Source organism: Hydrogenophaga sp. GW101-3F08 (genome assembly GCF_059424585.1).
The window spans coordinates 244,455-259,288 of the sequence record NZ_JBWKZP010000001.1; the positions used below are offsets into that span (position 1 = coordinate 244,455).

The following is a 14,834-nucleotide window of genomic DNA, read 5'->3' on the forward strand; positions in this document are numbered from 1 at the left end:
GTTACGCGGGGGTGTAACCAGAAAACCCAGCAACGGCGCGGGAAGTTAGGCGGTTACGCGGTTACGCGCACCTCTATACATGTGCGTGTGTGCGCGTGTGCAGGCGGGCGCGTGTGTGCGTGTGCGCATGCATGTGGGCGCGCATGCACTCGTAACCGCGTAACCGTGCAACTCGCTAGGCGGGCTGCGGGTTTCACGGTTACGCGCGCACGCAACCGCGTAACTCACTCTCTTCTTTCTCAAAAGAAAAAAGGAAACAGGATGGGTTCCACCATCAACCATCAGCCAGAAGTCGCAGCGGCGGGCGTTCAGGCACGCAGGCAGGCCATGCCCGAGGTGGCAGCATTTGTCGATCTGTGCCGTGCTGCCTACGGCGGTCAGTTCGTGGATGTGGATGCGGCCATGGCAACCGCTCAGCAGGCCCGCCGTGAGCATGCCCAGGTGCTGACCGAGCAGGGCATCGAGGCTGCGGCCCGCTGGCTGGTGCGCAACGCCAACCGCTGCACCTTCCACGCCGAGGAAGCGGGCCGCTCGGTCGGTCTGCGGTCTCCCTGGGGCCGGCACCCGTCCAGCACCGAAATGGTGCGGCCCACCCCCCCTATAGGTACTCCCCCAGCAAAGAATCACGGGGGTAATTCGACCCCCGCGCGCGCGCCAGTGGCTGGAGTTGGGCAAAGTGAACAGGTTGGTGGACAAGTTGCCCGTTCACCTGCGCCTGTAGCCCTGGTGGGAGGTGTCCACCATGGCTAAGGTGCATCTGATGGGCCTGCGGGAATACGCCCGTCACCGTGATTGCGCGGTGTCGGCGGTGTCGAAGGCGATTTCTGAAAACCGGATATCGGTGATCCTGGACGATCAGGGCCGCAAGCGGATCGACCCGGAGGTCGCAGACATCCAGTGGGAGAAAAACACCCGCGCGCGGGCCGACAGTGGGCGCAATGCCGCTGCATCGGCGCCCGTCGAAGGCTTGGGTAGCGTTGATGCGGAAAACGCGGCCACAGGGCTGGAGTCTGGTGCAGCTGACCCGATCAAGTCTGCCTACCACGACACCCGGGCATTGACTGAGCAGGAAACCCTGCGGCAGAAGCGGCGCGAAAACATGCTGGCCGAGCGCCAGCTGTTCGAGGTGGTGAGCGGCCGCCGGGCGGTGTTCGACGCCTTCCGTGCCTTGCGCGACAAGTGCCTGACCGTGGGTCAGCGTGCCGCGCCCCGTTGTGTCGGCGTGGCTGATGCGCGCGACATCGAGCGGGTGATCAACGATGAAGTGCGCGCCGCGCTGGCCAGCTTCGAGGCCCACATGCAGCAGCTGCTGCCCAAGCCAGAAGTGGAGGCCGAATGACCGAGCGCATCGCCGAGGCCCGCCAGGGGCACCGCTACCGTCTGACCGCTGGGCAGCACGCCGGCCGAGACGTGATCGCGGTCACCCATGGTCATCAGCCGCTGGTGTCCATCCTGTTCGATGCTGGAGAGTGGCCGTTCCCCGGCGCGCCGTTCGAGGTGGACGCGCGTCACCTGGAGCCGCGCCCGATGGTGTACTTTCACGGCGAGGTGCCCCGGTGAGGTTCGAATTCGCCGACGGCTACGGCATGGTCATCCAGGCGGCCATTGACGGCGCGCGCCCAGACCCGGAGCTGGAAGTCGATCACTGGGCGGAAGAGTTTCAGGTCCTGCCAAAAAGCTCGCCGCAGCCAGGTGCTTACCGCTTCGACCGCTCCTACCCTGCGCGTCGCGTCCACCAGGTGCTTTCGCCGTCGCACCCTTGCAAGCGGGTTGTGGCGCGGGTGGCGTCGCAGATGTTCAAAACGCAGACGGCGCTCAACTGGATCGGTTCGCTGATCCATCGCCGGCCGCGCAACATCCTGGCCCTGCAGCCCACCGACACGCTGGTCAAGCGGTTCAGCGCCCGCGTGTCGACCATGATCCGCAACGTGCCCCCGCTGCGCGATCGCGTCTCGGCCGCCAAGAGCCGTGACAGCCGCAACACCGTCCAGGCCAAAGACTTCCTCGGCGACGCCACCCTCTACATGAACACCGCCGGCTCGGCGGCCAACCTGGCCGAGGTGTCGGCGCCCTACATCTACTTCGACGAGATCGACCGCGCCGAGCAGAGCGTGGACGGCGAGGGCGACCCGGTCGAGATTGCGGAAGCCCGCGCCACCCAGTTCGAGAACGACGCCAAGTTCTTCTACACCTCCAGCCCGTCGGTCAAGGGCCTGTCCAAGATCGACACGCTGTTTGAGATGGGAACGCGTGAGGAATACCACGTGCCGTGCCCGCACTGCGGGCACCTGCACCACCTGGTGCTCGCCAACTTCCACTTCGCGCGCGACCCCGACACCGGCTACATGGACCGCGCATGGTTCGTGTGCCCTGAGTGCGGCAGCGAGATCGAGGAACACCACAAGACCCACATGCTGTCCGACGTGGAGGCCGGCGGCAGCGCCCGGTGGGTGGCTACCGCCCGCGGTGACGGAGAAACGGTCAGCTTCACCATGTCGGCCTTCTACATGCCGGTGGGCGCCATCACCTGGCTCAGCCTGGCGCGGCAATACGCTCGAGCGAAAGACCGCCTCCAGCGCGGCGACCACGAAGCCATGCAGGTGTTCTACAACACCCGCCTCGGCCTGAGCTACGACAACACCGAAGCCACTTCCACCGCCGACGAGCTGCGCCTGCGCGCCGACTCCTACCCGCTGCGCGTGGTGCCAGACCGGGCCATCTTCGTGACGATGGCCGTGGACACACAGACCACCCGCCTCGAATACCAGATCGAAGCCTGGGGCCCGGGCCTGGAACACTGGGTCATCGACTACGACAAGGCCTGGGGCTCACCGTCCACACCTCTCGGGCAGCAGGGAAGCCCATGGAACAAGATCGACGAGATCCGCCGCACCCCGCTGCTCCACGCCAGCGGTCGCCCGCTGATGGTCAGCGCCTACGGTGTTGACGCCGGCGGCTCCAACACACAGGACGTCTACAACTACGGCGCATCGCGCCAGAGCCTGCACTGCGTCGTGCTGCACGGCGCCACGCGGCCCAACAGACCCATCATCAGCAGCAGCCCGAGAAAACACGACATCGAATGGGGTGGCAGCAAAGTCGAAGGCGGCGTGGAGCTGTGGGAGGTCGGTACCGATGTGGCCAAAGACTATCTGCTGCTCGACCGCATGAAGCTCGCCGACGGCCCGGGCGCAATGCACTTCCCCGACCGCATAGACCCGGAGTGGTTCAACCAGATGGTCGCCGAACGCATCACCACCGTCTACAGAAACGGCCGCGCCCTGCGCCGATGGTTCAACCCCCCCGGCGTGCGCAACGAAGCCACCGACCTCTCCGTCTACAACCTCGCCATGGCCCACAAGCTCGGCCTGCACAAATTCAGCGAGCTGGACTGGCGGCGCTGGCGCGAAAAACTCATACCGAAAAACCTGGACCTGTTCGCGCCGCCTCCAGCGCCCCTTGTGCCCACCGCTGACGAAGAGCGCCTGGCTTCCACCGCCGTGGACGCCAACGCCTCGGCCCTGCAGTACCCGCGGCAAGGCGAACCAATCGAGCAAGCCGCGGCAGACCAGCACACCGCGCCACCCCCGCAAGCCGCCTCCGTGGATACGCGTCCACCACCCACACCACCCCAAGCCGGCCACACGCCAGCGGCACCAGAAACGCCGCCCGCGCTGCGCCCCATACCCCTGGCACCACCCCAGCCCACCAGAACCCGAGCCCGCATGATCAAACGAGGTTACAGACCATGAGAAAAAACGACCGCCACAACACCGCCGACACCGACGCCCTGCACCTTGCCGCCGCCGCGCCAGAGCAACCCGACGACGAGGGCCTGCTCGACCTTGAAGACGGCGACACCAGCATGCACGACCTCTTCGAAGCCTGGGCCGCCTGGCGCACCACGCGCCGCTACTTCGTGCCGCCCCGCGGCGGCGGCAACATCCTGGGAAAACTGAGCGGCTCATCGCGACCCACCCGGCCCGCGCCAGACGCCGCCTGCAGCCCGCAGATGTTCGCCCTCAATCGCGCCATCAACGCTCAACCGCGCGACGCCACCGACACGCAGGTCTTCCTGCTCTATTACGTGGACCGTGTGCGCAGCATCAAGACCGTGGCCGACTACCTCGGCATCAGCCGCCAGCACTTCTACCGCCTGCGCCGCACCTTCGGCCAGCGCGTCGTTATTGCGGCGAAACAGCTGGAGGCCGAGGAGCGGGCGGCCGGGGAGGTGTTGCCGCACCGGGCGGAACAGAAGGGGGGCGAGTGATGTTTTCAGGACCAGGAACGTTCAGCATTTCCACCCGGAAGAAGCGGGTTGTGCTCGGGCGAGTCAACCGCATGAAGTCCATGCGATCGCGCCGCATCGCACTGAAGCACGCCAGAAAAATTGTGTGGTGCTGGTCGGTGGACTTCAGCGCACAGTGCTTGTCCATTGAAATCCGGACGAAGCATGGCGTTCTCAGGGGTTAACGATGAAGATCGAGACTGGCGTGATGGTGATGAAGGACGGCAAAGCCTGGGGAGTCTCCCAGGAGGACGGGAACTCAACCGCGCATGGCTGGGTCGAGCCGGAAGACGCACCGATCCACAGTTCGGCGTTTTGCAAGAAGCCCGAGGATGTGACGCATCGTGGCAGCGACTACACCGAAGAGCTGCGAAATGGAAAGCTGGTGCACGTTGAGCGCCGCACTGAAGTTGTATTGATGATTAACACCGAAGCTGATGCCGTCGTAGCTGACGAGCGCGATCTGTGGTGCGAGGCCCGACAGGACAACGACATGCTGCGCTGCGCGCTGCGATCCTTGTTGCGCGACCCAACGAACCCGGAGACTCGCCGCCTCGCCGTTCTTGCGCTCGGGGAGACGATACTGGGCAACACCCAAGGTGAGCACCATGCAAAGTGACGACACGACAGCCACCACGCCCGCGCATGTGGGCTCTATCACAGAGTTGGGTGGGGCCGCGCCGTGGGCCTGCCCCTGGGGCATCTGCGGGCACGAGGACGCACAGAAGTGCCGCGACAACAAGGAACAACGAAAGCGCACCCAGCGCGGCTGCGGGACCTATTTCATGGATGACGTGACACCCGAGGAAGCGCGCCGGATGGTTGCGCCACCCAATACCACCGATGACCGGCCACAGGTCCGGTCGATTTAAAAGTTGGGCGAAGGCCTGGAGGAAAGTCATGAGCATCGAATGCGGAATTTGCGAGCGCGATCTCCGAGGCGGGCACGCCGACGACTGCCCTCGCCACCCTAAGCACAGCAAGGTGAGCGGACCGACCGGAGGCCCAGCAGTCATCAACGGCCAGCGGTACGCCCGCCAGGTCATGAAGGTGGCGCGCGTGACTTTTGACGGCACCACATGCGTGGTTCCGGCCTCCGACCTGCTGGATGTGCTGGGCGGTGGCGGCGACTACACCGTGCGAATCGAAACAATGCGGGTCGCCGAGTTCGAGCGCCTGGAAGAGTTTTCCGGGTGGTGAGCCTCAAGATGCCGAACACAGAGGTAAGGGTCGCAGTAGCGGCTCAATCCCTTCACTGGTACACTGCGCCCGTCACGTCAAAAAAAGGCGTGATGGGGCCGGGAAGCCTCAAGCATCGCTGCGACGCAAGCCGCAGACCTCACCGCAGGAGTCCTGCGGCTTGTTTGTTCGTGCCTCCAGTTTTGGCGGCTCGAACGGGGAGCCGCAAGGCTCGCCGGTTCGCGCAAGCGGTGCCCGGTCTTCCCGCCCGTTCGAGCTGCCGCCCTCGCCGGGAAGCGATGGCGACGGTTGTCGCAAACCGCACCGCTTGGAGGCCAACCATGGCTAAAACCGCTCCCGCACTACTGCGCACCACCGCGCAGATCATCCCCTTGCCCACCGCTGCCGCAGCGCCCGTTGTGCAGCGCCGGGGTGCCGGCCGATGGCCGAAAAAAGTCGTTTCAATGCTGGCCTTCCAGATTGACCGTGACCAGCGCAAAAAGGCCGAGGAATGGGCCATCGCCAGACGCTCCGCCGATCTCATCTTCGAGAAAGTGCGCATCCTGGTGGAAAGCGAATGGGGGCGCCATGTTTGAAACCGCCACCCACCCCGTGAGTACATTCGCCTTCGACTCGGCCGCGGTGCGCGTGGTCATGTTCGACGGCGCGCCCTGGTTTGTCGGCAAAGACGTGGCCACCATCTTGGGTTACAGGCACGCCGCCAACGCCATGAAACGGCATTGCAAGGGGGTGCCGAAACAGCACCCCCTTCAGACGCCAGGAGGCGAGCAAGATGTCCGCATCATTAACGAGCCCGATACGCTGCGCCTGATCGTCAATAGCAAGTTGCCGGCAGCAGAACGCTTCGAGCGTTGGGTGTTCGAGGAAGTGCTACCCAGCATCCGAAAGACCGGCGCCTACGTGAACCCCGCCGCACCCGGCGCGCTGGGGGTGCAGGCGCTGCCGTTGCCCTACCTGAGCCACGTGGCTGATTTTCGGGTGGCTGCAGACAGGGTGTTCCGCTCCGTGCTGCGCAGCGCCCGCACGGCGGGCATTCCGCTGCCGGTGGCGCTGCGCCGCGCCAACGCCGTGACGGTGGAGAGCACCGGCATTGACATGCTCGCGGCGCTGGACGCCGATGAACATCTCGCCCGGCTGGACGCCGAGGCTGAGGCGGCGGCGTCTGTGGCGCGGGCCAGTGGCGCCGGGCCCATGCACCCGAGCGCCGCAGCCTTCTACGTGGAGTGGTCCGGCGGCCACATCGATGGCCTGCCACACCAGACCTGCCTGGTGGCCCAGGCCTACCAGGCGTACACCCATTGGTGCAGCCTGACCCGCGAGGGCCAGATATCCCGCCGCGAGGCTTTCAGCACCACGCTGCTGCAGTGCGCCCTGCAGTCCGGCCGACCGGCGCAGATCAAGCCCATGCGCATCGGCGCCGGTCAAGGCAGCACCGTGCAGCGCGTTCTTCTGGTCAGCGCGCCACCCGAAGAAGGGCAGGGCGCCTGGGCAACCGCGCTGGTAGACAGTTTCACCAACACCCTCGGCGCGTATCTCGCGCTGCGCAACGGAAAGGCAATGTAGATGAGACCAACCGCCGACATCATCAGCGACATTGCGCTCATCGTGATCGTCGTTATCCCTGCCGCTCTCATCGCCCTCAGGTTCTTGGTCTGGATCATTGAATGCCAGATCATGGCGATGCGCGGGTATTGGTTCGACAGTGGGTTCCACGGCGGAATGAGATACGTCAACCCGCGCTGGCGCGACAAAGGCAAAAAGCGACCGGACATTCCGTCGAGGTTCTTCATCCCGTGATCACCTCGCGTAAATACACAAGCCTCACGGGCTTGTAAAGGCTAAAGATGTCACCTCCACAGGTGACATAAAACCCGTCGACAACAGGTGACAAAACACCCCAAAATACCCCCACTTTCCTATACGTCTAAAAAGTCCGCCAACACCATGTGACGCACACCACCGCAGCCGCCGAGAAGCCCACGAAGGGCAGAAAAGGCCCCAGCACCGCAAGGTTCTGGGGCCTTTGTTTTGGGTTCTCGGCTCTGGCAGCGGCGGCAGCGCCAGCACCCCACCATGCTCACCATCTCCCGCAGCACAGGCAGCGTCGCCGACGCCATCGCCAGCCTGAGGGATGTGCCTGCGCGCGTGATGCCCTACGCCTCGGCCACCGCGCTCACGCGCACGGTGAAGCTGGCGCAGACGGAGGTGACTGCCGAGATGCCGCGCGCGTTCAGCCAGCCCACGGCCTACACGCTCAACGCCACGCGCATCGAGCCCGCCAGCAAAGACAAGCTGTCGGCCCGCATCGCCGTGAAAGACCAGGGCTCCGGCGTGCCGCAGGAGAACTTCCTGTTCCCCCAGGTGGCCGGTGGTCAGCGCCGCGCCAAAGGTCTGGAAGTCGGGCTTCGAAACGCCGGCCTTTTGCGCGGCGACCAGTTCGCCATGCCTGGGCCTGCGGCCTCGCTCGATGCGAGCGGCAACGTGCGCGGCGCCGATGTGCGCACCCTGCTGCGCGGCCTGGAGTCCGTGCGAAGCAAGCCGCGCGATGCGCAGGGCCACGCGCGCGGCAAGAAGTTGGCCAACAGCCTTTTCGTTGGCAAGCCGCGCGGCGGTTCCCGTGCAGATGGCATCTGGCGCCGCGAGGGCAAGCGCCTGCGCCTGCTCTTCGTGTTCACCTCCAACGCCCCCGACTACAGCCGCCGCCTCAATTTCGACGGCGTAGTGCAGACCGTGGTGCTGGAGCGTTTCAGCATCGAGTTTCACCGCGCCGTGCGCGAGATCTCGCCGAGGTTTCAATGAGCGCCGCTTACGCCGACCTCACCGCCCGCCTGGCGGCCTACCTGGCTGCGGAAGCCAAGGCCCTCAAGAGCCAGGAATACCAGGTGGGCTCCGGCGGTGTCGCGCGTCGCACCCGCATGGCCGAGCTCGCAGAAATCCGCGTCGCCATCACCGAGCTGCAAAACCAGATCGATGACCACCCAGACAACCCGGCCCGCGCGCAGCGCCCGCGCCGTATCCGTTACCTGCGGCCCCTGGGCTGACACCACCCCATGAAGCTGAACCTGATCGATCGTGCCCTGCTGGATGTAGCGCCGAAGTTCGTCGCCGGCCGCGTGCGTGGTCGCCTGCAGGTCGAGGCGATGGTCGGCATGTCCAGCGGCATCCCGGGCCCTGGCGGCGCCACCGGTGGCACCGGCGCGGGCTCCAAGTGGTGGAACCCGTTCGCCCGCGACGCCCGCCGAGACACCCTGCACGGCCTGCGCCAGCAGCGTGCCGCCAGCCGCGAGCTGGTCAGCTCGAACGCGATCGCTGCCGGAGCGATCAACACCGACGTGGAGCGCGTCGTGGGCACGGGCCTGGCCCTGGTGTCCATGCCGCAGCGCCGCGTGCTGGGCTGGAGCGAAGACCAGGCGCAGGAGTGGAAGGCCCACACCCAGGCCGAGTTCAGCCTGTGGGCCGACGGCACCGACTGCGACATCACCGGCGAACAGAACTTCTACCAGCTCCAGCAGCTGGTGAAGCGCAGCGCCAAGGTGAGCGGCGACGCTTTCACGCTCATGCCCAACGAGGCGCGCACCCGCATGCAGCCCTACGGCCTGCGCCTGCAGGTGCTGGAGGCCGACCGCGTGGGCAATCCGTTCGCCAGCACCGACACCGCCGACATCGCCGCCGGCATCCGCTTCGGAGCCGGTGGCCGACCGCTGGCCGCCCACGTGTACCACGAGCACCCCGGCGCAGGCCCCATCCGCTCGGCCACCCGCTGGGGTGGCACCTGGTACCCCTTCCGGGGCGAAACCGGCCGCCGCCACCTGCTGCACCACTACCACAAGCAGCGCCCAGACCAGCCGCGCGGCGTGCCGTACCTCGCGCCCGTGGTGGACCTCATCAAGCAGATCGGGCGGTTCACCGAATCCGAGATCAACGCCGCGGTGCTGAACTCGTTTTTTACGCTGATCCTGGAAAACGAAAAGCGCGCCGCCTCGCCGCTCGACGGCCTTGGCGGCACAGACCCCGCCGCCACCGGGCTCAACACTGGCGGCGTTGACGGCGACGACGAGGTCGGCCTCGGCATGGGCGCCGTTATGGAGCTGGCCGACGGGCAGAAGGCCACCTTCGCAGACCCGAAGCGGCCCAACCCCAACGCCGAGGGCTTCATCCACATGCTGGTGGGCCTCATCGGCATGGCCCTGGGCATTCCGCGTGAGCTGCTGCTCAAGCAGTTCAGCAGCAGCTATAGCGCCAGCAAGGCCGCGCTGCTCGACGCCTGGGTGCACTTCCGCACCGAGCGCTTCTGGCTCGGCCTGAGTTTTTGCCAGCCGGTGTACGAAACGTGGATGGCCGAGGCCGTTTTCCTAGGCCGCATCAAGGCCCCCGGCTTCTTCGCAGACCCGCTGCTGCGCTGGGCCTACACCCGCGCCGCCTGGCCGGGCGACAGCATGGGCTCCATCAACCCCAAGGACGAGGTGGCCGCCTACACCGCCGCCATCGACGCGCGCCTGATGACCCGCGAGCGCGCCGAGTGGGAGCTGGGCGGCACCGACTGGAACGAGACCTTCGACCAGAAGCTGGCCGAGCACGGGCGCCTCGCCGCCAACGGCCTGCTGCCCGTGCCCAAGGCTGGGGCGGCTGCGCCGCAGCCAGAGCAGCAGCGCGAACCCGAGGACACCCCAGCATGAAACTCACCGAACTTCTCACCTCTCCCTGGGCCATCCTGCCCGACAGCCTGCGCGAGATCCAGGAGATTTACTCCACCCATCTCAAAGGGGAAAAGATCGATCTGGCAGGCGTCGAATCGCGTCTTGGCCGCCCCCTCAACAGCGAGGCCGTGCGTTACGAGGTCCGAAGCGGCGGTGTCGCCGTGCTGCCCGTGGAGGGCGTGCTTGCGCCAAAGGCCAACCTGTTCACCGCCATTTCTGGTGGTGCGAGCTACCAAATGCTGGGCCAGCAGGTACAAGGGGCACTGGCCGACAGCCGCGTGAAGTCCATCGTGCAGTACGCCGACACACCCGGTGGGAGCGTGTTCGGGATGTATGAATACGCAGACCTTCTGCATGAAGCCAGCAAGATCAAGCCGATTGTTACGGTCAGCGACGGAAACGTCGCCTCGGCCGGATATCTGGCCGCCACCGCCACCAACGCCATCTTCCTGACTGGCCCTGCCGTCAATGCCGGGAGCATCGGCATCTACTCCCGCATGTCCACAGGGAAGGCCGAGGAGGGCGTCATGGAGTTCGCCCGCGGCAAATACAAGCGGGCCTCTCTCAACGGCCAGGCTCCGAGCGCTGAGTACATGGCGTACATCGACGCCCAGCTCGATCACCACTACACAACCTTCGTCGACATCGTCGCCAAGTACCGCGGCACCAACGCCGACACCGTGCTGGACCGCATGGCCGACGGCCGTGTCTTCATTGGGCAGCAGGCCATTGACGCAGGACTCGCCGACGGCTTCGCCTCGCTCGACGACATCATCGATCGCATGGCGACAAACCCCACCAAGTTCGCCACGCGCAGAAAAGCCGTGTTCGCGCTTGGGTCCCTATCCACCGAGACGGCTGGTGCGCCGTCCGATGGCGGCGTCGTCATCACGGGATCTCTTGAAGAGACCGTGGGCGGCGGGCCGCTCGCTGCCGGTGTGCAGCTCAACAGCGGCGATTCCACGACCTCCGAGCCGGTGCTGCTCGCCACCCCAAAACCCGAAACCCAAAAGGAAATGACCATGGACCGCAAGACCCTGGCGGAGCAGCATCCCGAACTGCTCGCCACCATCCTGGCTGATGGCGCCAAAGCCGAAGCCGCGCGTATCGCCGACGTGCGCGCCCAGAGCCTGCCCGGCCACGAGGCGCTGATCGAAAAGCTCGCCACCGACGGCAAGACCACCGGCCTCGAAGCCGCCGCCGCCGTGCTGGCCGCCGAGCGCCAGGTGCGCGCCACGGCCGCGCTCGCGGAAGTGAGCGACGCGCCCAAGGCCGCCCGCTCGGCCCCGCCGCCCGACAGCGACAAGCCCGCGAAGCGCATGCCCAACGCCGCGGCGGCCTACAAGGCGCTCAACCGTTCGCCCAACACCGCCGCCTGACCCTTCCAAAAACCCTGAAAGGACATCGTCATCATGACCGTCAAGACCGACCACCTCGGCACCGGCGCCTTCCTGAAGTCGGAAGGCCCGGGTCACATCTCCCGCGACACCATCACCGTCAAGTCCGGTGCCGGCGTCGTGCTCGCAGGCACCGTGCTGGGCAAGCTCACCGCCGACAGCAAATACGTGCCGTACGACAACGACGCGGCCACCGGCGCCGAAGTTGCCGACGCGATCCTGCTGGCCGACGTGGATGCCACCTCGGCCGACGTGCAGGCCGTGGGCATCGTCCGCGTGGCCGAAGTCTGGACCGACCGCCTGATCTGGGGCGCCGCCGTGACCACCGAGGGCGAGAAAACCGCCGCGCTGGCCGACCTGGCCGCCAATCTCGTGATCGCCCGCTGACCGCCGCCGGCCGACCACACCCACACAAACAACCCACCGAAAGGAATCCAAGTGGACTTCTCCCTTGAAACCCTCACCGCGGCGATCAACGAGATCCCGCACCTGCCCACCCAGCTGGGTGACTCCGGCCTGTTCGAGTACGACGGCGTTGCCACGCTCACTGTCGGCATCGAGAAAAAGGGCCATACCCTCGAAATCGTGCAGACCGCGCCCCGTGGTGCGGCTGGCGAGCCGATGGGACGCTCCACGCGCGACCTGCGCGACTTCCGCATCCCGCACATCCCCCTCGTCGACCAGGTGCTGGCCGACGAAGTGCAGGGCGTGCGCATGTTCGGCAGCGAAGACCAGCCCGAGCCGCTGGAGGCTCGCATCAACGAGGTGCTGCGCCTCGGCAAAGGCCGGCTGGACTACACGCTGGAAAACCACCGCGTGGGCGCGCTCAAGGGCATCGTGTACGACAAAGACGGCACCGTGCTCTACAACTTCTTCACCGAGTTCGGTGTTTCGCAGCAGACGCTGAGCTTTGTGCTCGGCACGGACACCACCAAGGTCCGCGCGAAGTGCGATGCGGCGCTGGATCTGGCCTCCGACGTGCTGGGTGGCGTGATGATGACCGGCGCGATCGGTTGGGCTGGCAAGGACTTCTTCCGCGGCATCATCGATCACAAGGAAACGCGCGACAGCTACCTGGGCCAGGCCGAAGCGGCGCAACTGCGCGGTGCACTGCCGAACAGCTTCGACTACGGCGGCATCAACTTCCGCCGCTACCGCGGCAAGATCGGCGCCACCCCCATGATCGCTGACGATGAGTGCTACATCGTGCCCACGGGTGTGCCGCAGCTGCTCATTGGCCGCTTCGCCCCGGCGCCGTACAACGAGACGGTCAATACCAAGGGCCTTCCGGCCTACGCCAAGGCGATCGAGAAGCGCAACGGCACCGGCTACGACCTGGAAATGCAGACCAACCCGCTGCACGTCTGCAGCCGGCCGCGCGCCATCATCAAGGCCACCGTCGCCTGACGACGCAACGGCCGCAGACGGGAGCGCAGACCATGCACGGTGAAGACCTCAGCATCTTTTTCGATGCGGACACCTTCGCCCACGTCTTCACCGTGCAGCGCCTGGCGCCTCCTGGCAACACCGTCACGGGCATCATGGGCGAGCAAGACGAAGACGGCCTGGAACGCCTCGCCACCAACCGGCGGCGCCAGCTGTTGTACCCCGCCAGCGCTCCGGCGCTGCGCGACGGCGACGAGCTGACCCGGGCCGACGGAGCGCAGTTCAAGGTGCGCGGCACGCCAGCCGTACAAAACGACGGCCAAGAGATGCTGGCGCAGATCGACGAGGTACCCACACCATGAGCCTGGAAGACCTGCAGGCGCTGCCCCACAGCCCGGGGCATGCCATCACCAGCGCCCTGTTTGCCGCCATCGCCGCCGACCCGTTGCTCTCGCCGCTGCCGCTCTCGCGCAACCCGCGCCGGGCGGCGCAGCTTGGTGATGGGCCGGTGGTCCTGGTGCTCAAAGAGGTGCGCGACGGCATGTCGCGAGACCCTGGCGCCGCCGAGCTTCGGCAGCGCGAGGTGTCGCTTGGCGTGGTGTGTCGGGCAACCGGCGCCGATGCCCTGGCCGACAAGGTCTACCACCACCTGCACATCGTGGCCTACGACGCGCTGAGCACGCTGCAGCAGTCAAACGCCGACGTGCGGTCGATCAAGGAAATCGACACCCGCTACGAGGTGGAAGACATCGAGATCGACGGCGCCATCGTGATCGGCACCTGGTCAGTCAACTACCGCTACCGCCGGCCCATCAAACGGCCCTGATCGAACTTCACCCAAGCCCTGAAGCCCGCCCGAAAGCGGGCTTTTTTATTGCCCGAAAGGAACCCCCATCATGTCCACCTCCGCACGCGCCATCCTCGGCGCCGGGCTCGTTGAGCTCAACCTCTGGAACACCATCACCCAGGCCTACGATGGCTTCAAGGAAGCGCTCGACGCCGACAAGTTCGAGATCAAGCCGAACTTCGAGGAAAAGACCAGCGAATCCCGCTCGCACCTGGACTACGGCCAGGCCCGCGCATCGGTGATCCTGCCCAAGCCCACCGAGCTCACCATCGAACTGGCCGCTGCCAGCGTGGAGGGCCTGGCGATGCAGTTCCAGGGCCTGGTGCAGTCGTTGACCCAGTCGTCCGGCACCATCACCGCGCAAGACGTCACCGTCAGCAAGGTCGGTGTCTGGTTGCCGCTGGGCAAGCGCAACGTGGCCGCAGCCGGCTTCGTGGTGACCGATGCCACCGCCACCACCACCTACGTGCTCGACACCCACTACACCGTCAACTGGTTGCGCGGCGAGATCCGAATTCTCGACGTGGTGGGCGCCCCGGCGCTGAACGACGTGGTGAAGGTCACGGCGACTTATGGCGCCGAGGACGGCAAGAAGATCCTCGGCGGCCGCGTCACCCAGGTGCGCTGCCAGGCGCGCTTCGACGGCGTGAACATGGCGGATGGCTCGCCGCTGGAGGTGGACGTGTGGGAGTGCGTGCTGGGCTCCAACAACGGCTTCGACTTCCTGGGCTCCGACTTTTCCAACATCACGCTGGCCGGAAAGATCGTGACGCCCGCGGGCAAGACCGAGGGCTACGAAGTCCGCTCGTAATCGGTCATCGCGGCGGGTGGCGCTGGCCTCTGCTGTTGTTGATGCCCAGCAGCAGCAACAGCGGCCAGCCTACCCACGGCAACGCCACGGCGCCCGCGCCGTAGGCCGTCAGCAGCTCAGACCCCACCGCCAGGCCCAGCAGGGCCAGCAGCAGCCCGCCCGCGCCAAGACACCCACACAGAACAACACCGTTCACCCGTTTCTCCCA

At 66.2% G+C, this 14,834-nt stretch carries 21 protein-coding genes; 20 read left to right on the top strand and 1 reads right to left on the bottom strand.

The features are described from left to right. Positions 1-261: 261 nt before the first annotated feature. The 20 genes from AC07YZ_RS01335 to AC07YZ_RS01430 all read left to right on the top strand — a co-directional run bounded on the left by AC07YZ_RS01335 (position 262) and on the right by AC07YZ_RS01430 (position 14,626). Complete coding sequence (locus AC07YZ_RS01335) at positions 262-750, top strand: hypothetical protein (protein WP_494793432.1); 489 nt, start codon at positions 262-264, stop codon at positions 748-750. After that, positions 743-1,339, top strand: a complete 597-nt coding sequence (locus tag AC07YZ_RS01340) for a hypothetical protein (RefSeq protein ID WP_494793433.1) — start codon at positions 743-745, stop codon at positions 1,337-1,339. Before AC07YZ_RS01335 ends, AC07YZ_RS01340 begins: the two co-directional genes overlap by 8 nt. Beyond that, a complete protein-coding gene (locus tag AC07YZ_RS01345; protein ID WP_494793434.1) occupies positions 1,336-1,560 on the top strand; it encodes a hypothetical protein in 225 nt (74 codons plus the stop codon). The genes AC07YZ_RS01340 and AC07YZ_RS01345 overlap by 4 nt, the downstream gene beginning before the upstream one ends. Then, positions 1,557-3,752: a phage terminase large subunit family protein gene (locus tag AC07YZ_RS01350; protein ID WP_494793435.1), complete on the top strand. Its 2,196-nt coding sequence runs from the start codon at positions 1,557-1,559 to the stop codon at positions 3,750-3,752. Before AC07YZ_RS01345 ends, AC07YZ_RS01350 begins: the two co-directional genes overlap by 4 nt. Next, positions 3,749-4,270 (top strand): hypothetical protein, encoded by a 522-nt coding sequence (locus AC07YZ_RS01355; RefSeq protein ID WP_494793436.1) that lies wholly within the window; start codon positions 3,749-3,751, stop codon positions 4,268-4,270. Before AC07YZ_RS01350 ends, AC07YZ_RS01355 begins: the two co-directional genes overlap by 4 nt. Positions 4,271-4,475: 205 nt before the next feature. After that, positions 4,476-4,907 carry a hypothetical protein gene (locus AC07YZ_RS01360; RefSeq protein ID WP_494793437.1) on the top strand — a complete coding sequence of 144 codons (432 nt, stop codon included), beginning with the start codon at positions 4,476-4,478 and terminating at the stop codon, positions 4,905-4,907. Then, positions 4,897-5,160 carry a hypothetical protein gene (locus AC07YZ_RS01365; RefSeq protein ID WP_494793438.1) on the top strand — a complete coding sequence of 88 codons (264 nt, stop codon included), beginning with the start codon at positions 4,897-4,899 and terminating at the stop codon, positions 5,158-5,160. Before AC07YZ_RS01360 ends, AC07YZ_RS01365 begins: the two co-directional genes overlap by 11 nt. 28 nt (positions 5,161-5,188) lie before the next feature. Then, positions 5,189-5,488: a hypothetical protein gene (locus tag AC07YZ_RS01370; protein ID WP_494793439.1), complete on the top strand. Its 300-nt coding sequence runs from the start codon at positions 5,189-5,191 to the stop codon at positions 5,486-5,488. Positions 5,489-5,766: 278 nt separating this feature from the next. Next, a complete protein-coding gene (locus AC07YZ_RS01375; protein WP_494793440.1) occupies positions 5,767-6,063 on the top strand; it encodes a hypothetical protein in 297 nt (98 codons plus the stop codon). After that, complete coding sequence (locus AC07YZ_RS01380) at positions 6,056-7,051, top strand: BRO-N domain-containing protein (RefSeq protein WP_494793441.1); 996 nt, start codon at positions 6,056-6,058, stop codon at positions 7,049-7,051. The genes AC07YZ_RS01375 and AC07YZ_RS01380 overlap by 8 nt, the downstream gene beginning before the upstream one ends. After that, entirely contained in the window at positions 7,052-7,285 is a 234-nt protein-coding gene (locus AC07YZ_RS01385) for a hypothetical protein (protein ID WP_494793442.1), read from the top strand. Between the two features lie 276 nt (positions 7,286-7,561). After that, on the top strand, positions 7,562-8,287 hold the full coding sequence (locus AC07YZ_RS01390; RefSeq protein WP_494793443.1) for a hypothetical protein: 726 nt from the start codon (positions 7,562-7,564) through the stop codon (positions 8,285-8,287). Then, positions 8,284-8,529 (top strand): DUF6148 family protein, encoded by a 246-nt coding sequence (locus AC07YZ_RS01395; protein ID WP_494793444.1) that lies wholly within the window; start codon positions 8,284-8,286, stop codon positions 8,527-8,529. Before AC07YZ_RS01390 ends, AC07YZ_RS01395 begins: the two co-directional genes overlap by 4 nt. A 9-nt stretch (positions 8,530-8,538) precedes the next feature. Then, positions 8,539-10,164, top strand: a complete 1,626-nt coding sequence (locus AC07YZ_RS01400; RefSeq protein ID WP_494793445.1) for a phage portal protein — start codon at positions 8,539-8,541, stop codon at positions 10,162-10,164. After that, a complete protein-coding gene (locus AC07YZ_RS01405) occupies positions 10,161-11,564 on the top strand; it encodes a S49 family peptidase (protein WP_494793446.1) in 1,404 nt (467 codons plus the stop codon). Before AC07YZ_RS01400 ends, AC07YZ_RS01405 begins: the two co-directional genes overlap by 4 nt. A 33-nt stretch (positions 11,565-11,597) precedes the next feature. Further along, positions 11,598-11,969 carry a head decoration protein gene (locus AC07YZ_RS01410; RefSeq protein WP_494793447.1) on the top strand — a complete coding sequence of 124 codons (372 nt, stop codon included), beginning with the start codon at positions 11,598-11,600 and terminating at the stop codon, positions 11,967-11,969. Positions 11,970-12,020: 51 nt separating this feature from the next. Next, positions 12,021-12,989 carry a major capsid protein gene (locus tag AC07YZ_RS01415; protein WP_494793448.1) on the top strand — a complete coding sequence of 323 codons (969 nt, stop codon included), beginning with the start codon at positions 12,021-12,023 and terminating at the stop codon, positions 12,987-12,989. 32 nt (positions 12,990-13,021) lie between these two features. After that, positions 13,022-13,330 carry a hypothetical protein gene (locus tag AC07YZ_RS01420; protein WP_494793449.1) on the top strand — a complete coding sequence of 103 codons (309 nt, stop codon included), beginning with the start codon at positions 13,022-13,024 and terminating at the stop codon, positions 13,328-13,330. Beyond that, positions 13,327-13,794: a hypothetical protein gene (locus tag AC07YZ_RS01425; RefSeq protein WP_494793450.1), complete on the top strand. Its 468-nt coding sequence runs from the start codon at positions 13,327-13,329 to the stop codon at positions 13,792-13,794. Before AC07YZ_RS01420 ends, AC07YZ_RS01425 begins: the two co-directional genes overlap by 4 nt. A 70-nt stretch (positions 13,795-13,864) precedes the next feature. Continuing rightward, entirely contained in the window at positions 13,865-14,626 is a 762-nt protein-coding gene (locus AC07YZ_RS01430; protein ID WP_494793451.1) for a phage tail tube protein, read from the top strand. A 4-nt stretch (positions 14,627-14,630) separates the two neighbouring features. Here AC07YZ_RS01430 and AC07YZ_RS01435 read toward each other — a convergent pair whose 3' ends face one another. After that, positions 14,631-14,822 (bottom strand): hypothetical protein, encoded by a 192-nt coding sequence (locus AC07YZ_RS01435; RefSeq protein WP_494793452.1) that lies wholly within the window; start codon positions 14,820-14,822, stop codon positions 14,631-14,633. Positions 14,823-14,834 lie beyond the last annotated feature (12 nt).